Origin of the sequence: Goodfellowiella coeruleoviolacea (assembly GCF_024171785.1) — a bacterium.
In the GTDB taxonomy this organism is placed as follows: domain Bacteria; phylum Actinomycetota; class Actinomycetes; order Mycobacteriales; family Pseudonocardiaceae; genus Goodfellowiella; species Goodfellowiella coeruleoviolacea.
On sequence record NZ_JAMTCK010000008.1, the window covers coordinates 281,524 to 299,598 of the forward strand.

The 18,075-nt window shown below is 70.4% G+C and carries 18 protein-coding genes; 15 read left to right on the top strand and 3 right to left on the bottom strand.

The features are described 5' to 3' along the window. Positions 1-490: 490 nt before the first annotated feature. From LX83_RS19195 to atpD, 11 genes are all read left to right on the top strand, one after another. A complete protein-coding gene (locus LX83_RS19195; protein ID WP_253773288.1) occupies positions 491-1,141 on the top strand; it encodes an L-threonylcarbamoyladenylate synthase in 651 nt (216 codons plus the stop codon). 430 nt (positions 1,142-1,571) lie between these two features. Further along, positions 1,572-2,747, top strand: coding sequence for a glycosyltransferase family 4 protein (locus LX83_RS19200; RefSeq protein WP_253773290.1), 1,176 nt, complete (start codon positions 1,572-1,574; stop codon positions 2,745-2,747). Positions 2,748-2,854: 107 nt separating this feature from the next. Next, positions 2,855-3,313, top strand: a complete 459-nt coding sequence (locus LX83_RS19205; RefSeq protein WP_253773292.1) for a hypothetical protein — start codon at positions 2,855-2,857, stop codon at positions 3,311-3,313. A 48-nt stretch (positions 3,314-3,361) separates the two neighbouring features. Further along, entirely contained in the window at positions 3,362-3,571 is a 210-nt protein-coding gene (locus tag LX83_RS19210) for an AtpZ/AtpI family protein (RefSeq protein ID WP_253773294.1), read from the top strand. 90 nt (positions 3,572-3,661) lie between these two features. Then, positions 3,662-4,411 carry a F0F1 ATP synthase subunit A gene (atpB, locus tag LX83_RS19215; protein WP_253773296.1) on the top strand — a complete coding sequence of 250 codons (750 nt, stop codon included), beginning with the start codon at positions 3,662-3,664 and terminating at the stop codon, positions 4,409-4,411. Positions 4,412-4,503: 92 nt separating this feature from the next. Then, on the top strand, positions 4,504-4,734 hold the full coding sequence (atpE, locus tag LX83_RS19220; RefSeq protein ID WP_253773298.1) for an ATP synthase F0 subunit C: 231 nt from the start codon (positions 4,504-4,506) through the stop codon (positions 4,732-4,734). A gap of 30 nt (positions 4,735-4,764) precedes the next feature. Beyond that, entirely contained in the window at positions 4,765-5,319 is a 555-nt protein-coding gene (locus LX83_RS19225; protein ID WP_253773300.1) for a F0F1 ATP synthase subunit B, read from the top strand. A 12-nt stretch (positions 5,320-5,331) separates the two neighbouring features. Next, positions 5,332-6,162, top strand: a complete 831-nt coding sequence (locus tag LX83_RS19230) for a F0F1 ATP synthase subunit delta (RefSeq protein WP_253773302.1) — start codon at positions 5,332-5,334, stop codon at positions 6,160-6,162. Between the two features lie 115 nt (positions 6,163-6,277). Further along, complete coding sequence (gene atpA, locus LX83_RS19235; RefSeq protein ID WP_253773304.1) at positions 6,278-7,924, top strand: F0F1 ATP synthase subunit alpha; 1,647 nt, start codon at positions 6,278-6,280, stop codon at positions 7,922-7,924. Between the two features lie 11 nt (positions 7,925-7,935). Further along, positions 7,936-8,868, top strand: coding sequence for a F0F1 ATP synthase subunit gamma (locus tag LX83_RS19240; protein WP_253773306.1), 933 nt, complete (start codon positions 7,936-7,938; stop codon positions 8,866-8,868). Further along, positions 8,869-10,299: a F0F1 ATP synthase subunit beta gene (gene atpD, locus LX83_RS19245; protein ID WP_253773308.1), complete on the top strand. Its 1,431-nt coding sequence runs from the start codon at positions 8,869-8,871 to the stop codon at positions 10,297-10,299. A 127-nt stretch (positions 10,300-10,426) separates the two neighbouring features. Here the strand turns inward: atpD and LX83_RS19250 are convergent, their stop codons facing one another. Together LX83_RS19250 and LX83_RS19255 are read right to left on the bottom strand one after the other, a co-directional pair. Beyond that, positions 10,427-11,821, bottom strand: a complete 1,395-nt coding sequence (locus LX83_RS19250) for a hypothetical protein (protein WP_253773310.1) — start codon at positions 11,819-11,821, stop codon at positions 10,427-10,429. Next, the gene (locus tag LX83_RS19255; protein ID WP_253773312.1) at positions 11,818-12,447 is read right to left on the bottom strand and encodes a SigE family RNA polymerase sigma factor; all 630 of its coding nucleotides are present in this window, start codon (positions 12,445-12,447) and stop codon (positions 11,818-11,820) included. Before LX83_RS19255 ends, LX83_RS19250 begins: the two co-directional genes overlap by 4 nt. Positions 12,448-12,587: 140 nt before the next feature. Here LX83_RS19255 and LX83_RS19260 point away from each other — a divergent pair, with 140 nt between their 5' ends. Together LX83_RS19260 and LX83_RS19265 are read left to right on the top strand one after the other, a co-directional pair. Then, entirely contained in the window at positions 12,588-12,953 is a 366-nt protein-coding gene (locus LX83_RS19260) for a F0F1 ATP synthase subunit epsilon (protein WP_253773313.1), read from the top strand. Positions 12,954-13,014: 61 nt separating this feature from the next. Then, entirely contained in the window at positions 13,015-13,416 is a 402-nt protein-coding gene (locus LX83_RS19265) for a DUF2550 domain-containing protein (protein WP_301328546.1), read from the top strand. 43 nt (positions 13,417-13,459) lie between these two features. On the opposite strand, the gene LX83_RS19270 is transcribed toward LX83_RS19265, so the two are convergent. Then, on the bottom strand, positions 13,460-14,032 hold the full coding sequence (locus tag LX83_RS19270) for a cob(I)yrinic acid a,c-diamide adenosyltransferase (RefSeq protein WP_253773316.1): 573 nt from the start codon (positions 14,030-14,032) through the stop codon (positions 13,460-13,462). A gap of 235 nt (positions 14,033-14,267) precedes the next feature. On the opposite strand from LX83_RS19270, the gene murA reads away from it, so the two are divergent. Next, positions 14,268-15,548 carry a UDP-N-acetylglucosamine 1-carboxyvinyltransferase gene (gene murA / locus LX83_RS19275; protein ID WP_253773318.1) on the top strand — a complete coding sequence of 427 codons (1,281 nt, stop codon included), beginning with the start codon at positions 14,268-14,270 and terminating at the stop codon, positions 15,546-15,548. A gap of 471 nt (positions 15,549-16,019) precedes the next feature. Then, positions 16,020-18,068 (top strand): protein meaA, encoded by a 2,049-nt coding sequence (locus tag LX83_RS19280; protein WP_308204007.1) that lies wholly within the window; start codon positions 16,020-16,022, stop codon positions 18,066-18,068. The last annotated feature ends 7 nt before the right edge of the window (positions 18,069-18,075 follow it).

The window sequence follows — 18,075 nt, forward strand, 5'->3', positions numbered from 1 at the left end:
CGCGCGGGCGACCCCGCTCCGCTGTCCTGTTGTCCGGTGGCCTGTTTCGGCGGCTCGGCCCGCCGGTCCCCGGTGGCTCGGCCCGCGGGTCCTCGGTGGCTCGGCCCGCGGGTCCTCGGTGGCTCGGCCCGCCGTTCTGGTGGCTCGTCTTCGGCGGCGGCCCGCTGGCCCGTCCCCGGCGGCGGCCCGGTGCTCGGCCCATGCCAGGATCGGAGCGTGCGCGAGCTTGCGGGCCAACGAGCGGCGGTCGGACCAACGCCGCCGGCCGCGAGCGCGGCGCGGGGCCCGGCCACCGCCGCCAGCCCAGCCCCCGCCCTCCCAGGGGGGCGACCCCGGCTCCAGCCTATCCAGCACGGGGTGCGACAGCGGGGCGCGATTGCGCGGCTGTGGACAACACACCAGCCTGTGGACAACTGACACCACGGACGGGTGAACATGCGGGCGAAGCGACCTAACAGGTGTATACGGCGAGCAGTGGTGAGGTGGCGGCGTGAGCACGGTGTATGACTGCGGTCGGCAGGACAGTCGGGAGGCCGGACTGGCTGCCGCAGCCGGTGCGGTGCGGTCTGGTCGACTGGTCGTGATGCCTACCGACACCGTGTACGGCATCGGCTGTGACGCGTTTGACAGCGCGGCCGTCCGGTCGCTGCTGCAGGCCAAGGGGCGCGGCCCGGACATGCCCGTGCCGGTGCTCGTCGGGTCGTGGACCACGGTGGACGGGCTGACGCTGTCCGTGCCCACCTCGGCCCGGCTGCTGATCGAGGCGTTCTGGCCGGGCGGGCTGTCCATCGTGCTGCCCCACGCGCCCTCGCTGAGCTGGGACCTGGGCCAGACCAGGGGCACGGTCATGCTGCGCATGCCACTGCACCCGGTCGCCCTGGAACTGCTGCGCGAGGTGGGGCCGATGGCGGTCTCCAGCGCCAACCGCTCGGGCCAGCCGCCGGCCGCCACGGCCGAGCAGGCGCGCGAGCAGCTCGGCGAGTCGGTGCCGGTGTACCTGGACGGCGGTCCCTCGGGTGAACCCGTCGCCTCCACCATCGTCGACCTCACCGGCCCCGACCCCCTCGTGCTCCGGGTCGGCGCGGTACCCGTGGCGGAGGTCTCCGAGGTGCTCGGCACCGAGGTGTCCGTGGCCGAGTGAGCAACTCCCGCCGGCGAGCGCCGACGAGCGCCCCGCGAGTCGCCGACGGGTGGGGTCGAGTCGAGTGCCACCCGAGTCCGCACCGGAGCAGCACCCGACCACGTCGGGTGCGAGCGGCCGTGCGCGCGGTACCGGTCCACTCCGGACCGGTACCGGATGTGTCCGGCGTTCGCTGTTGGTGACCGGCCCTACGGGCGCCCGATGGGCGGTTGTGCTGCCGTCTGACATGGCTGTGTGGCGTGCCCACCGAGCTGGCCGGTGTAGTCCGTTCGGGAGCTGTCAGCCGAGGCGTCCCACCGACATGGGCGGCATGCCGGGCGCGGTAGCGTTGGCAATGGCCACCCGCAGCAATCGGGCGATGACCGACATCGGCCCAGCGGGGCTTCCCACCAGATCTTGTCCGACCTAGTCGAGGGGTCAGTCGCGCGCCGTGGGCAACTCGCCTGCATACACACCCGCCGGTCTTCCAGTCCGGGAATACCTGCTGGTCGCACTCACCGCAGCAGTGTTGACCTTCCTGCTCACCGGTCTGGTCCGCTTGCTCGCCTTCCGCGTCGGCGCGGTGGCCCATCCCAGAACCCGCGACGTGCACGCGAAACCCATGCCCCGCATGGGTGGGGTGGCCATCTACGGCGGGGTGCTCGGCGGCATGCTGCTGGCCCACCAGCTGCCGGTGCTGCGCCGGGCCTTCGACTTCTCCCTCGACCCGCTCGCCGTGCTGGTGGGCGGCGGCATCATCGTGCTGGTCGGCGCCCTGGACGACCGGTTCGAACTGGACTCGCTGACCAAGTTCGCCGGGCAGGTGACCGCGGCCGGCATCCTGGTGCTGTTCGGTCTGCAGTGGACCATGTTCTGGGTGCCGTGGGGCGGCCAGGACACCGGGTCCACCCTGGTGCTCGACCAGAACCAGGGCGCGCTGCTCACCGTGCTGCTGGCGGTGACCATGGTCAACGCGATGAACTTCGTGGACGGGTTGGACGGGCTGGCCGCCGGCATCGGCCTGATCGCCGCCACCGCCACCTGCGCCTTCTCGCTTGGCCTGCTGGAGAAGTCCGGCGGTGACGTGGTGGCGTACCCGCCCGCGCTGATCGCCGCCACCCTGGCCGGGGCCTGCCTGGGCTTCCTACCGCACAACTTCCACCCCTCGCGGCTGTTCATGGGCGACTCCGGGTCGATGCTCATCGGCCTGATGCTCACCGCGGCCAGCACGTCGGCCTCGGGCAAGCTCAACCCGGACCCGGGCACCACCGGTGCCAGGGACGTGCTCGCCCTGCTGTCGCCGCTGCTGGTGGTGGCCGCCGTGCTGTTCGTGCCCGTGCTGGACCTGCTGATGGCCGTGGTGCGGCGCACCCGGCGCGGAGAGAGCCCGTTCGCGGCCGACAAGATGCACCTGCACCACCGGCTGCTGGAGATCGGGCACTCCCACCGCCGCGCCGTGCTGCTGATCTACCTGTGGGCGGGCGTGCTGGCCTTCGGCGCGGTCGCGTTGACCCTGTTCGAGCCGGTCGTGGTGGGCTGGGGAGTGGGCCTGGGCCTGCTGCTGGCCCTGTTCGTCTCGGCCATCCCGCGCATCCGGGACACCCGCGTTCGGAACTCGCGGAACTGATCGCCCAATTCGGTCATCCGGCTGTACCTGATGCTGCGGCTGGGGCAACCTGACATCTTGCCAACCCCCTTGTGCGTGCGCTAGGGAGCAGCAGTCACAATGGACAGGTGACTTCGACATCGAAGCCCCTGTTGAACGCCGCCGCCACGACTCGCCGCATGCTCGTTCAGGCACTGCTGGTGCTGGCCGTGGTGGTGCCGCTGGCCGTGCTGGGCAGCTGGCTGGCCGCCGGTCTGCCCGGCCTGTGGGGGGCGCTGCTCGGCGCCGCGTTGGGGGCTGGATTCATGCTGGTCACGGTGGTGAGCGTGCTCAAGACCGCGAGCGCGTCACCCAACACGACCTTCGCGGTGATCGTGGGGTCCTGGCTGGTCAAGGCGATCGCACTGATCGGTGTGCTGTTCCTGATCAGGGACATGACCTTCTACTCCCGACCGGTTTTCGGGCTGGTCGCGATGGTGTCCCTGCTGGTCGTGCTGACCGTGGAGACATTGGTTGTCTTGCGTGGCCGGTCGCTCTACGTTGAGCCGGCCGGGAACTCAGGCGCTGGTCAGGGCAAGGTTCGTTGACCCCCGGTGTTCAACCTTCGTCCAAAAGGTTGGTAGGGTGCGCCTGAGATGAGTGACAAGCCGGACAAAGAGCGCCATTTGGGTGAGGCGGACGGCTGGTCGATCGTCAGCACACTGGTCGCCGGCCCTGTGGTCTGGGGCGCGGTCGGCTACCTCATAGACAAGGCCACCGATTCCAGCCTCTGGACCCCAATTGGGCTGGCGGTGGGTTTTGTCGCGGGTTTTTACATTGTGTACGTACGTCACGTGCGGAGCTGAGCCTCCGGGCGCGAGGACAGGGAGACCACACTGAACACGTTGGTGTTGGCCTCGTCGAGCGAGGGTGGGAGCGCGTATCACCCGCCGTCCGTGGCCGAGTTCTTCCCGGACGTCATCCTGTTCGCAGGCACGCCGTTCGCCATTGACCGGGTCATGCTGGTCCGTCTGCTGATGACTGTTGTGGTGGCCGTGTTCTTCCTGGTCGCCATGCGCAGCCCGAAGCTGGTTCCCAGGGGCGTGCAGAACGCCGCCGAGTACTTCCTGGACTTCGTGCGCAAGCACATCGCCGAGGACATCCTCGGGCGGGAACAGGGAAAGCGGTTCCTGCCGCTGCTGACCACGCTGTTCTTCCTGATCTTCGCCTGCAACGTCTCCGGCATCATCCCGCTGTTGAACATGCCGGGCACCGCCCGGGTCGGCCTGCCGATGGTTCTCGCGGTGGTCACCTACATCGTGTTCAACTACGCGGGCATCAAGGCGCAGGGCTTCGGCCCGTACCTGAAGAACAACCTCTTCCCCCCCGGTGTGCCCAAGCCCGTCTACATCCTGCTCACCCCGGTCGAGCTGCTGTCGACCTTCGTGATCCGGCCGGTCACCCTGACCTTCCGGTTGCTGGGCAACATGATGTCCGGACACCTGGTGCTGGTGCTGTTCTTCGGCGCCTCCTGGTACATGCTCTTCCAGATCTCTGACCTGTGGCTCAAGCCGGTCGGCGTGCTCAGCCTCGCCATGGGCTTCGTGTTCACCCTGTTCGAGATGCTGGTGCAGTTCCTGCAGGCCTACATCTTCACCCTGCTCGCCGCCGTCTACATCGACGGCGCCCTGCACGCGGAGCACTGAGACGCTCTCGTTTCGCGGGCACAAACAGGTTTTGGGACGACCCCGGTGGAGAGCGACTCCGCCGGGGCCAACCGGAAAGGGAAACACCAGAGATGAACCTCGCTGAAGTGGCCGGCAACGTCGCGACCATCGGCTACGGCCTCGCCGCGATCGGCCCTGGCATTGGCGTCGGCATCGTGTCCGGTAAGGCCTGTGAGGCCATGGCGCGCCAGCCGGAGCTGTCCGGTCAGCTGCGCACCACCATGATCCTCGGTATCGCGTTCTCCGAGGCGCTGGGCATTCTGGGCCTGATCGCCGGCTTCATGTTCGGCGGAACCGCCTGAGCTGCCGGCTGAACCGAGGACGGTGAAGCAATGACCACCATCCAGACCGTCGTGCTGGCGGCCGAGGAGACCCCGAGTCCGGTCCTACCTCAGCCGTACGACATTGTCTGGTCCCTGGTCTGCTTGGTGATCGTCGGGTTGGTCTTCTGGAAGAAGGTGCTACCGCTCTTCCAGAAGGTGCTCAACGAGCGCACCGAGCGGATCGAGGGCGGTATCGCCAAGGCGGAACAGGCCCAGGCTCAGGCACAGCAGGCGCTGGAGGAGTACCGGGCGCAGCTGGCCGAGGCACGGGCCGAGGCCGCCCGCATCCGCGATGACGCGCGGGCCGAGGGCCAGCAGATCATCGACGAGATGCGGGCCAGGGCCCAGGCCGAGTCCGACCGCATCGTGGCCCAGGGGCGGGCCCAGCTGGAGGCGCAGCGCGTCCAGATCGTCGCCGAACTGCGAGCCGACCTCGGACGGGTCGCGGTCGACCTGGCCAGCCGGGTGGTGGGGGAGTCCCTGGAGGACGAGGCCCGCCAGCGCGGCACCGTGGACCGCTTCCTGGACGAGCTGGACGCCGTGTCGGCGCCGGCCAACAAGTAAGAGAGTCGGGACATGACGACGCTGCTGCACGCCGCCAGTCGAGAGGCACTCGCCGCCGCTGAGCTGCGACTGTTGGAGGTCGCCGACAGTGCCGACGCCGCCACGCTGAGCACGCTCGGTGAGGAGCTGTTCGCGGTCGTCAACCTGCTCTTCCGGGAGACGGGACTGCGCAGGGCACTGGCTGACGCCTCGTCCGAGCCGACCGGCCGGGAGGCGTTGCTGCGCGGCCTGCTGGAGGGGAAGGTCGCCGACCCGACCCTGCAGGTGCTCACCGCGGTGGTCACGGCGCGCTGGTCGAGCCCGAGGGAGCTGCTCGACGGCGTCGAATCGCTCGCCCGCACCGCGCTGCTGGTGCGGGCCGAGCGGGAGGACCGGCTCGACACGGTCGAGGACGAGCTGTTCCGGCTCGGTCGGATCGTGGCGGGCCAGCCCGACCTCGACCGGCTGCTGTCCAACCCGGCGACCAGCCCGGACGGTAGGATTGCCCTGGTCAAGGACTTGATCGGGGGCAAGGCCGAACCGATCACCCAGACCCTGGTCGTCCAGCTCGTCGCGCACCCCGAGGGGCGCGACGTGGTCGAGGGGCTTGACGAACTCGCCAGCCTCGCCGCCAGGCGGCGGGAGCGGTCGATCGCCTACGTGCGTTCGGCGGTCGAGCTGACCGAGGCGCAGCGCTCGCGGCTGGCCGCCACCCTGACCAGGATCTACTCCCGACCGATCGCGCTGCACGTCCAGGTCGACCGGTCGATCGGCGGGGGCCTGCTGATCAAGGTGGGCGACGAGGTCATCGACGGCAGCATCCAGGGCCGGCTGAACGCCGTGCGCCGCGAGCTGGCTGGCTGACCATCCCCGGAACCGCGGCTGTGGTGGAGCCCCTTGCACCCGCGCGGTCCGTTGTGCCGGCAACCCGGGGGCCGGCGAGGACCGCAATCAAGAACGAAGCGAGAGCAGGAACGACATGGCGGAGCTGACGATCTCGTCGGACGAGATCCGCAGTGCGATCGAGAAGTACGTCTCCAGCTACTCCCCGGACGTCGACCGGGAAGAGGTCGGGATCGTCGCCGACACCGGTGACGGCATCGCCCACGTGGCGGGCCTGCCCTCGGCGATGATGAACGAGTTGCTGGAGTTCCCTGGCGGCGTCCTGGGCGTGGCCCAGAACCTGGAGACCCGGGAGATCGGCGCGGTCATCCTCGGTAGCTACGAGGACATCGAGGAGGGCCAGGAGGTCCGGCGCACCGGGCAGGTGCTGTCCGTGCCGGTGGGCGACGGCTTCCTCGGCCGCGTGGTGAACCCGCTGGGCCAGCCCATCGACGGACTCGGTGAGATCGTCGCCGACGGCCGCCGCGACCTGGAGCTGCAGGCCGCCACGGTGATGCAGCGCCAGCCGGTGAAGGAGCCGCTGCAGACCGGCATCAAGGCCATCGACGGCATGACCCCGATCGGCCGCGGCCAGCGCCAGCTGATCATCGGTGACCGCAAGACCGGCAAGACCACGGTCTGCGTGGACACCATCCTCAACCAGAAGGAAAACTGGGCGACCGGCGACCCCAAGCAGCAGGTCCGCTGCGTGTACGTGGCGATCGGCCAGAAGGGCTCGACCATCGCGGCGGTCAAGCACACCCTGGAGCAGGCCGGCGCGATGGAGTACACCACCATCGTGGCCGCCCCCGCCTCGGACTCGGCGGGCTTCAAGTGGCTGGCCCCCTACACCGGCTCGGCCATCGGCCAGCACTGGATGTACCAGGGCAAGCACGTGCTGATCGTGTTCGACGACCTGAGCAAGCAGGCCGAGGCCTACCGGGCCATCTCGCTGCTGCTGCGCCGTCCGCCGGGCCGCGAGGCATACCCTGGAGACGTGTTCTACCTGCACTCCCGGTTGCTGGAGCGCTGCGCCAAGCTCTCCGACGACCTGGGTGGCGGCTCCATGACCGGTCTGCCGGTGATCGAGACCAAGGCCAACGACGTGTCGGCCTACATCCCCACCAACGTCATCTCCATCACCGACGGGCAGTGCTTCCTGGAGACCGAGCTGTTCAACGCGGGCCAGCGGCCGGCCATCAACGCCGGTATCTCGGTGTCCCGCGTGGGCAACTCCGCCCTGATCAAGGCCATGCGCAAGGCCACCGGTTCGCTGCGGCTGGACCTGTCGCAGGCTCGTGAGCTGGAGGCGTTCGCCTCCATCGGCTCCGACCTCGACGCGGCCACCAAGGCCACCCTCGACCGCGGTGCCCGGCTGTGGGAGCTGCTCAAGCAGCCGCAGTACAGCCCGTTCCCGGTCGAGGAGCAGGTGGTGTCGCTGTACATGGGCACCCGGGGACACCTGGACTCGGTGCCGGTGGAGGACGTGCGCCGGTTCGAGCGGGAGCTGCTGGAGCACCTGCGCCGCAACCACGCGGGCATCCTCAGCGAGATCCGGGACACCAAGGACCTGTCCGACGACAACGAGAACCGGCTGGTCGAGACGATCAACAACTTCAAGAAGCAGTTCACCACCTCCAGCGGGGCGACCGTGATCAACGAGGCCCCGGCCGAGGCGCTGGGCGCCGACAAGGTCGGGCAGGAGTCGGTCACCGTGAACCGACCCGCCCCGGCGACGAAGTGACCTGGTGACCCATGGCTGCTGAGCTGCGAGCACTTCGTCAACGGATCCGCTCGACCCAGTCGATCAAGAAGATCACCAGGGCGATGGAACTCATCGCCGCGTCGCGCATCGCCAGGGCGCAGGCGAGGATCCAGGCCGCCCGGCCGTACGCAGCGGAGATCACCAGCGTGCTCTCCGCGCTGGCCGGCGCCTCCTCGCTGGACCACCCGCTGCTGGTGCCGCGCGAGCGGCCGAGGCGCGCCGCCGTGCTGGTGGTCACCAGCGACCGGGGACAGTGCGGTGGGTACAACGTCAGCGTCATCAAGCGGGCCGAGGAGCTGCAGGCACTGCTGCGCTCCGAGGGCAAGGAACCGTCGCTGTTCGTGATCGGCCGCAAGGGGCTGAACTACTACCGGTTCCGGCACCGCGAGATCGCCGGCTCCTGGACGGGTTTCTCCGAGCAGCCGCACTACGTCAACGCCTCCGAGGTGGGCCAGCCCCTGGTCGACAGCTTCATGGCGGGTGCCGACGACGGTGCGGACGGGCCGGGTGAGGACGGCATCCTCGGTGTTGACGAGCTGCACATCGTCTACACCGAGTTCGTGTCCATGGGCACGCAGAACCCGGTGGCCAAGCGGATCGCCCCGATGGAGGTCGAGTTCTCGGACAAGCCGGAAACGGCTCCGCCGGCCTACGACTTCGAACCGGATGCCGAGACGCTGCTCCGCGCGTTGCTCCCGAAGTACATCAAGACGCGGTTGTTCGCCGCGCTGCTGGAGGCCGCCGCGTCCGAGTCGGCCGCGCGCCAGCGGGCGATGAAGGCCGCGACGGACAATGCCAACGAGCTGATCGGCACGCTGACCCGCCAGGCCAACCAGGCGCGTCAGGCCCAGATCACCCAGGAGATCAGCGAGATCGTCGGCGGTGCCAACGCCCTCAAGGCTGCCGCAGGAAGTGATGAATAAATGACTGCCACTGTCTCTCCCTCGACGGCCGTCGGCCGGGTGGTCCGGGTCATCGGTCCGGTCGTGGACGTCGAGTTCCCCCGCAACGAGATCCCTGAGCTGTTCAACGCGCTGAAGGTGAAGACCACGCTGCAGGGTCAGGAGCGCACGCTCACCCTGGAGGTGGCCCAGCACCTCGGGGACAACCTGGTGCGCACCATCTCCATGCAGCCGGCCGACGGCCTGGTCCGGGGCGCCGCGGTGACCGACACCGGCAAGTCGATCTCGGTGCCCGTGGGCGACGTGGTCAAGGGCCACGTGTTCAACGCCCTCGGCGACTGCCTCGACCAGCCCGGCTACGCCAGCGACGCGGAGCACTGGAGCATCCACCGCAAGGCGCCGGACTTCGACAAGCTTGAGCCGAAGACCGAGATGCTGGAAACCGGTCTGAAGGTCATCGACCTGCTCACCCCGTACGTGCAGGGTGGCAAGATCGGCCTGTTCGGTGGTGCCGGTGTCGGCAAGACCGTGCTCATCCAGGAGATGATCCGCCGTATCGCCAAGAACTTCGGTGGTACGTCGGTGTTCGCCGGCGTGGGTGAGCGCACCCGTGAGGGCAACGACCTCATCCTGGAACTGGGTGAGGCCGACGTGCTCAAGGACACCGCGCTGGTGTTCGGTCAGATGGACGAGCCGCCGGGCACCCGTATGCGGGTCGCCCTGTCCGCGCTGACCATGGCGGAGTACTTCCGCGATGTGCAGAACCAGGACGTGCTGCTGTTCATCGACAACATCTTCCGGTTCACCCAGGCCGGCTCCGAGGTCTCCACGCTGCTCGGCCGCATGCCCTCGGCCGTGGGTTACCAGCCGACCCTGGCCGACGAGATGGGTGAGCTGCAGGAGCGCATCACCTCCACCCGTGGCCGGTCCATCACGTCCATGCAGGCCATCTACGTGCCCGCGGACGACTACACCGACCCGGCCCCGGCGACCACCTTCGCCCACCTGGACGCCACCACCGAGCTGTCCAGGACCGTGTTCTCCAAGGGCATCTTCCCGGCGGTGGACCCGCTGGCCTCCACCTCGACGATCCTGGACCCCGCGATCGTCGGCGAGGAGCACTACCGGGTCGCCCGCGAGGTCGTCCGGGTGCTCCAGCGGTACAAGGAGCTGCAGGACATCATCGCCATCCTCGGCATGGACGAACTGTCCGAAGAGGACAAGGTGCTGGTGCAGCGGGCCCGCCGGATCGAGCGGTTCCTGTCGCAGAACATGATGGCCGCCGAGCAGTTCACCGGCCAGCCGGGCTCCACCGTGCCGGTCAAGGAGACCGTCGAGGCGTTCGACCGGCTGCTCAAGGGCGACTTCGACCACATGCCCGAGCAGGCGTTCTTCATGTGCGGTGGCCTGGACGACCTGGAGAAGAACTACAAGAAGCTCACCGGCAAGTGAGCCAGCTGAGCTGACACCAGTTCGACCGGCCGAGGGGGCGGGAGTCCGATGTGGACTTCCGCCCCCTTCGCTGTCACGGCGCAGCCCTCGTCGCTGTCCGACGTGGACGCTCGGGCGGCCCGGGCGGCTACCGAGGCAGTGGTACGACCACCGGAGCGCCGCCCCTGGGCGTCACCTCCACCTCGGTGGCCGGATCCGGCAGCAGCCCGGCGTCGCGGCCGGTGTCCGCCGTGCGCCACGCCTCGCCCGGGCCGGTCCGGTAGCGCAGGGACGAGCCGTAGGCGGCCACCACCCAGCCCTGGCCGTCGGGCAGGCGCACGTGGACGGGCAGCGGGGCGGTCGGGTCGACCTCGCCGGAGAACAGCACCTGGGTCACGGCCCCGTTGGCATCCCGGAGCACGGTGAACAACCGGCTGGGCCGGTCGCCGTCCTGGCGCTCGCCGATGATGGCCGTGCCCCCGCCGGCCCGGCCCGCCAGCACGTTCCACCTGGTCACGCTGTGCCGGGCCAGGGGATCGGTGACGGCGGCCTCGGCCAGCGCCTGGTCGAACACGTCGCTGACCTGCTCGTCCGGTTCGTCCCCGGGGGTGGCTCCCACCCGGGCCACCCCGACGCCCGTCTCCCACCACGGCAGGGTGTGGTCCGGCTTGCTGGGCGCGCTGCTGGTGGGGGAGAGTTCGGCGCTGGCCTGGTACAGCCCCACGAAGGTCTGGGGGTCCGGTTCCCGGTCGGTGGGCCGCGGTGGTTGCCGGACGACCAGCCGGACATCGCCGGGGTCGGTGCCCTCGGGAAGCGTGACCACGCCCACGCCGTCGGCGCGCGGCACCTCCTGCCAGGACCGGGTGACCGCACCGGTCTGCGCGTAGGTCGCGCCCGCGGAGACGAACATCGGCTCGCCGTCATCCAGCGCCAGGACCGTGCGGTCGCCCGGGCCGAACTGGAAGCCGGCCCGGACGTAGTCGCCGCCCGCGACGTGGGGGGTGTAGGTCTTGACCAGCGTGAGTTGGCCGTTGGCCGGGTCGGTGGCCACCAGACCGACCAGGGTGGTGATCTGGTCGGCGTCCCCGGGCCGCGCGCTGCCGCGCGTGCCGACTCGCACGCGCTGAAGCACCACGGCGGCGGGACCGGCCTCGGTGGTGCCCGCCCAGTACACGTGCGGGTCGCCCCGCAGGTCGTCCGGGGCCTCGGGGAAGACGCGGCGCGGGCTGAGCACGCCGTTCCGCCAGGCGGCCACCACGTCGGTGGTGAACTGGCGGTCACCGCCGAGGTCGCCCCGGGTGGGCTGGTCGAACCGGGCGTCGGCCAGCTGCTCCTGACCGGGTGGCGCGGCCGGCCACACCGCGACCGCGGCACCACCAGCCAGCGCCGCGCACAGGGCCGCGCCGGCCGCGGCCGTGCGGCGCCGGGCCCGGCGGCGGCGTGCGCCCCGCAGCACGGCGGCGGTGAAATCCGGTCGGAGTTCGATCTGGTCGGTGGCATCGCGCATGCTCTGGCCGAGCAGTTCGGCGTCCATGTCGGTCATCGCCTCCTGACGTGGTGTGGGCGCACGGCCCGCGGCCGTGGTTCGCGCGGCGTGGCCGGGGCCGCACCCGACTCGGCCTGGCCGGGTGCCGCTGGGGGCGGCGCCGGGTGCTGGTGCGCCGGCTGGGCGGGCGGGGCCGGTCGGTCCACCAGCGTCTCCCGCAACCGGGCCAGCCCCCGGGAGGTCTGGCTCTTCACCGTGCCCACCCCGCAGCGCAGCGCCGTCGCGGTCTGCGCCTCGGTCAGGTCGTTGAAGAAGCGCAGCACCAGCACCGCGCGCATCCGAGGAGGCAGTGCGGCGAGGGCGCGCACCACCTGGTCCCGGTCGACAACGCCCTGTTCGTGGCCACCGACCGGCGGCTGCACCCCGTCGGTCAGCGATGTCTCCGGCACCCGCCGGGAGCGCCGGCGCCAGCGGTTGGCCGCGGCGTTGGCCAACGCGGCCCTGGCATAGGCCTCGGGGTCGCCGTTGATGCGGTGCCAGCGGCTGAACATGCGCTCCAGCACGTCCTGGAGCAGGTCCTCGGCCGCGCCTCGGTCACCACCGCAGAGCAGGTACGCGGTGCGCAGCAGGACTGGTGAGCGGTGGGTCACGAAGTCCGTGAAGTCGCCGCCGCCTGGATCCACTGTGCCCCCTCAGCTGGTTCGAGCCCTGCGGCCGGAGTCCGGCCGGGCTGGTTCACCGGGACTGACACCGGGAGGGGCGTCGAGGTTGTCAGCGCACCGTCTAGACTGGTCGTGACTGGTGGAAGACAAGGGAGATGCGCGTGGCCGAGATGTCCGTCCAGCTGGTCGCCGTGGAGCGTCGCCTGTGGTCCGGCACGGCCACCATGGTCGTGGCGCAGACCACCGAGGGCGAGATCGGCATCCTGCCCGGTCATGAGCCCATGCTCGGCGAGCTGGTCGAGGGTGGCGTGGTCAAGGTGCACACCACCAACGGCGAGTGGGAGACCGCGGCCGTGCACGGTGGGTTCCTGTCGGTCACCGGCAAGGGCGTGAGCGTGCTGGCCGAGTCCGCCGAGCTGGCCCACGAGATCGATGTGGAACAGGCCAAGGCCGACCTGCAGGCCGCGGACGAGGAGGCCAGGGTCAAAGCGGCCGCCCGGCTCCGGGCCGTGGGACTGTCGGCCTGAGCGGCGGATCGGGAACGAGCGGGCGCGGGCCGTGGGGATCGCCGAGATAACCGGGGTGGTCCTGTTCGCTGCGGCTGTCGTGCTGGGAATGCTCGCCTGGCGCCGGCTGCGGCTGCTCCGCGAGGGCGGAGTCCACGTGGCACTGCGCCAGCGCCTGGACGACTCCGGGCGGGGCTGGCACCTGGGTGTCGGCCGTTATCGCGGTGACGAGTTCGTCTGGTTCCGGGTGCTCAGCCTGGGGTCCGGCCCGAACCAGGTGATCCGCAGGGACGGCCTGGAGATCGCCACCCGGCGGGAACCCACCGGACCCGAGACCTACGCCATGCCCACCGCCTCCACCGTGCTGCGCTGTCGCGCCACCACGGGCGAGGTCGAGATCGCAATGGGCCCGGACGCGCTGACCGGCTTTCTTTCCTGGCTGGAAGCAGCGCCTCCGGGCCGCAGTGTTCCCTGGGCGTCCTGAGTCCTGACCCGGGCGTCGGCGGTGCGCGGCCAGTGGCCCGCCGCTACCGGTTCTCGCCGGGCCGCCACAGCACGTCACCGTCCGGGTTGGCCACCCGGGACAGGATGAACAGCAGGTCGGACAGCCGGTTCAGGTACTTCGCGGTCAGCGGGTTGGTGCGGTCGCGGTCGACCTCGATCAGCGCCCAGGTGCTGCGCTCGGCGCGTCGGGCCACGGTGCGGGCCTGGTGCAGCAGGGCCGCCGCCGGGGTGCCGCCGGGCAGGATGAACGAGTCGAGCTTGCCGACCCGCTCGTTGAACTCGTCGCACCACTGCTCCAGCCGGTCGACGTAGGACTGGGTGATGCGCAGCGGCGGGTACTTGGGGTCGGGCACGATCGGCGCGCACAGGTCCGCGCCCACGTCGAACAGGTCGTTCTGCACCTGCCGGAGCACCTCGGCCACGTCGTCGGCCGGGTTGCCCAGGGCCAGTGCCACGCCGATGGCCGCGTTGGTCTCGTCCACGTCGGCATAGGCCACGATGCGGGGATCGGTCTTGGCCACCCGGGAGAAGTCGCCGAGCCCGGTGGTCCCGTCGTCGCCCACCCGGGTGTAGATGCGCGTCAGATGTATGCCCATGGCAGAGACTCTAGGCCGGAACAACGGTGCCCGGTGTGACCGCGCCGCACTGGTCCTCGGCCCCTGCCTTGGCGGCGGGTGAACATCCGTACGATTGCCCGGGAGCTGTCCGGAACCCGCCCTGCCCAAGCCGGATTCGACAATCGCAGCAAGGAGAATTCGTGAGCACGCTTGCGAGCGAACCATTCAGCGCAGTGGCCGCGTGCGCGCTGCTGAGCGCCAGCGAGGTGGCCGCGTGAGTGAGCATTTCCAGGTCAGCGGCGGGGCTCGCCTGGTCGGTGCGGTCGACGTTGTCGGTGCGAAGAACAGCGTGTTGAAGCTGATGGCCGCCGCGCTGCTGGCCGAGGGCACCACCACCATCACCAACTGCCCCGAGATCCTGGACGTCCCGCTGATGGCGGACGTGCTGCGGAGCCTGGGCTGCACGGTCGACGTCACCGGGGACACCGCCACCATCACCACGCCGCGCGAACTGAACCACCGGGCCGACTCGGCGTCCATGGGCAAGCTGCGTGCCTCGGTGTGCGTGCTGGGGCCGCTGGTCGGCCGGTGCCGGCGCGCGGTGGTGGCGCTGCCCGGTGGGGACGCCATCGGCTCGCGTCCGCTGGACATGCACCAGAGCGGACTGCGTCAGCTCGGCGCCACCAGCACGATCGAGCACGGCTGCGTGGTGGCCGAGGCCGAGGACCTGCACGGCGCGCAGATCTGGCTGGACTTCCCCAGCGTGGGCGCCACCGAGAACATCCTGATGGCCGCGGTGCTGGCCGAGGGGACCACGGTCATCGACAACGCCGCGCGCGAACCCGAGATCAGCGACCTGTGCATGATGCTGCAGCAGATGGGCGCCAAGATCGAGGGCGCGGGCACGTCCACGCTGACCGTGCACGGGGTCGAGTCGCTGCAGCCCACCCAGCACCGGGTGATCGGCGACCGGATCGTCGGTGCCACCTGGGCTTTTGCCGCGGCCATGACCCGAGGTGACATCACGGTCCGCGGGGTTGACCCGCACCACCTGGACCTGGTGCTGGACAAGCTGAACAGCGCCGGGGCGCAGATCGACACCGAGATCGGCGGGGAGCAACTGGGCTTCCGGGTGGTCATGCCCGACCGGCCCAAGTCGGTGGACTTCGTGACGCTGCCGTACCCGGGGTTCGCCACGGACCTGCAGCCGTTCGCCATCGCGCTGTCCGCGATCTCCGAGGGCACCTCGATGATCACCGAGAACCTGTTCGAGTCCCGGTTCCGGTTCATCGAGGAGATGATCCGCCTGGGTGCCGATGCCCGGACCGACGGCCACCACGCGGTGGTGCGTGGGGTGGAGCGGCTGTCCAGCGCGCCGGTGTGGGCGTCGGACATCCGCGCGGGCGCCGGGCTGGTGCTGGCCGGACTGTGCGCCGAGGGCGTGACCGAGGTGTGGGACGTGTTCCACATCGACCGGGGCTACCCGCACTTCGTGGAGAACCTGCGGCGGTTGGGCGCGAACGTGGAACGGGCCACGGCGGAACCCGAGCGCTGACCGGCGACCGGAGGTCGCGGCCGGCACCTCGGGCGGGTGTGGTGGCGTGGCGGTGGGGTTGGTTCGGCTCTGGTGCGGGGCGCTGCTCCGGTGCTGGCCCGGGCCGGGGGCGGATACCACACACTGCCGGAGTCGCCTGCGTTTTCACCCGTTCGAGGTGCCGGTTGTGCACAGGGGCCGAGGTTGTCCACAGCGTCGCTCGTGGCGATGTTCCCGCGGGTGGGGGACGGATAGGCTGGACGCGGGGTCGCCCCCCTGGGAGGGCGGGGGCTGCGCTCGGGTTGGTCGGCGGTCCGCCGCGGGGATGCAGGGCTCGGCATCGAAACAGGTTTCGATTCAGTGACGCAACGCACGGCGCCACTTTGTTACTCGTCAGTACGCTGATCGCTACGACGAAGTTGAGCGGGTTGGCGCGGCACCTGAGCCAGGGTTGCCACTGGTGCGGCCAATCCGCGCCAGCGGGAGGTGGCCGTGCCCTACCCGACCGACCGCGAGCGGGATCGCCCGTGGGTGATGCGCACCTACGCGGGCCATTCCTCGGCAGCGGCATCCAACGCGCTCTACCGCCGGAACCTGGCCAAGGGGCAGACCGGCCTGTCCGTCGCCTTCGACCTGCCCACCCAGACCGGCTACGACCCCGACCACGAACTGGCCAGGGGTGAGGTCGGCAAGGTGGGGGTGCCCGTCAGCCACATCGGGGACATGCGCCAGTTGTTCGACCAGATCCCGCTGGCCGAGGCGAACACCTCGATGACCATCAACGCCACCGCCATGTGGCTGTTCGCGCTCTACGTCACCGTCGCCGGCGAGCAGGCCGAGCAGGCCGGGCTGGACCGGGGCGAGGTGCTGGCGAAGCTGGCCGGCACCACCCAGAACGACATCATCAAGGAGTACCTGTCCCGGGGCACCTACGTGTTCCCGCCCGGCCCGAGCCTGCGGCTGATCACCGACATGGTCACCTGGGCCGTGGTCAACGTGCCGAAGTGGAACCCGATCAACATCTGCAGCTACCACCTGCAGGAGGCCGGCGCCACGCCGGTCCAGGAGGTGGCCTACGCGCTGTGCACGGCCATCGCCGTGCTGGACGCGGTGCGCGACTCCGGTCAGGTGCCCGAGGACCGGTTCGGGGACGTGGTGGGGCGGATCTCCTTCTTCGTCAACGCGGGCGTGCGGTTCGTCGAGGAGATGTGCAAGCTGCGCGCGTTCGCCGCGCTCTGGGACGAGATCACCCGCGAGCGCTACGGCGTCACCCAGGCGCGCCAGCGCCGGTTCCGCTACGGGGTGCAGGTCAACTCGCTCGGCCTGACCGAGGCCCAGCCCGAGAACAACGTGCAGCGCATCGTGCTGGAGATGCTCGGGGTGACGCTGTCCCGCTCGGCGCGGGCCAGGGCGGTCCAGCTGCCGGCGTGGAACGAGGCGCTGGGCCTGCCCCGCCCGTGGGACCAGCAGTGGGCTTTGCGCATGCAGCAGGTGCTGGCCTACGAGACGGATCTGTTGGAGTACGAGGACATCTTCGACGGGTCCAGGGTGGTCGAGTCCCTTGTGGACGAGATCGTGCGCGGGGCGCGTGCCGAGATCGACCGGGTGCAGGCGATGGGTGGCGCGGTGGCCGCGGTGGAGAGCGGCTACATGAAGTCCGAACTGGTGACCTCGCTGGCCGAGCGGCGTCGCCGCATCGAGGCGGGCGAGGACGTCGTGGTCGGGGTGAACAGGTTCACCAGCACCGAGCCCAGTCCACTGCAGACTGACGGCGCGTCCTCCGTGGAGACGGTCGACCCCGAGGTGGAACGCCGCGCCGTGCGGGCGGTGCTGGCCTGGCGGGCCGGCCGGGATCACTCCACAGTGGACGCGGCACTGTCCGCGCTGCGCAACGCCGCCAAGACCGGGGCCAACCTGGTCGAGCCGACCCTGGTCTGCGCCAGGGCCGGGGTGACCACGGGGGAGTGGGCGGCGGCGCTGCGCGAGGTGTTCGGCGAGTACCGGGCGCCGACCGGGGTGACCTCGGCCAGTGCCTCGGGCGGGGCCGGTGCCTCGGGTGCGGCCGGGGCCGAGCTGGCCGTGGTGCGCGAGCGGGTCCGCCGCACCGGTGCGGAACTGGGCGAGCGGCTGCGCATCCTGGTCGGCAAGCCCGGTCTGGACGGGCACTCCAACGGGGCCGAGCAGGTGGCGGTGCGCGCGCGGGACGTCGGCTTCGAAGTGGTCTACCAGGGGATCCGGCTCACCCCCGGCCAGATCGTGGCCGCCGCCGTGCAGGAGGACGTGCACGTGGTCGGCCTGTCCGTGCTGTCCGGGTCGCACCTGGAGGTGGTGCCCGCGGTGGTGGCGGGGCTGCGCGCGGCCGGCGCCGGGGACGTGCCGGTGATCGTGGGCGGCATCATCCCCGGCGAGGACGCGGCCGTGCTGCGCGAGCAGGGCGTGGCCCGGGTGTTCACCCCGAAGGACTACGAACTCACCCAGATCATGGCCGAGATCGTGGACGTGGTGCGGGAGGCGAACAACCTGCCGGTGGAACGCGGCTGACGCGCCG

What these genes read in the sequence shown, in the direction of transcription:
- atpE (WP_253773298.1), top strand. Translation starts at nt 4,504, where the DNA reads ATGAACCTCGCTGAAGTGGCCGGCAACGTCGCGACCATCGGCTACGGC.
- LX83_RS19270 (WP_253773316.1), bottom strand. Translation starts at nt 14,032, where the DNA reads ATGGGCATACATCTGACGCGCATCTACACCCGGGTGGGCGACGACGGG.
- LX83_RS19240 (WP_253773306.1), top strand. Translation starts at nt 7,936, where the DNA reads ATGGCTGCTGAGCTGCGAGCACTTCGTCAACGGATCCGCTCGACCCAG.
- LX83_RS19230 (WP_253773302.1), top strand. Translation starts at nt 5,332, where the DNA reads ATGACGACGCTGCTGCACGCCGCCAGTCGAGAGGCACTCGCCGCCGCT.
- atpD (WP_253773308.1), top strand. Translation starts at nt 8,869, where the DNA reads ATGACTGCCACTGTCTCTCCCTCGACGGCCGTCGGCCGGGTGGTCCGG.
- LX83_RS19210 (WP_253773294.1), top strand. Translation starts at nt 3,362, where the DNA reads ATGAGTGACAAGCCGGACAAAGAGCGCCATTTGGGTGAGGCGGACGGC.
- LX83_RS19250 (WP_253773310.1), bottom strand. Translation starts at nt 11,821, where the DNA reads ATGACCGACATGGACGCCGAACTGCTCGGCCAGAGCATGCGCGATGCC.
- LX83_RS19225 (WP_253773300.1), top strand. Translation starts at nt 4,765, where the DNA reads ATGACCACCATCCAGACCGTCGTGCTGGCGGCCGAGGAGACCCCGAGT.
- atpA (WP_253773304.1), top strand. Translation starts at nt 6,278, where the DNA reads ATGGCGGAGCTGACGATCTCGTCGGACGAGATCCGCAGTGCGATCGAG.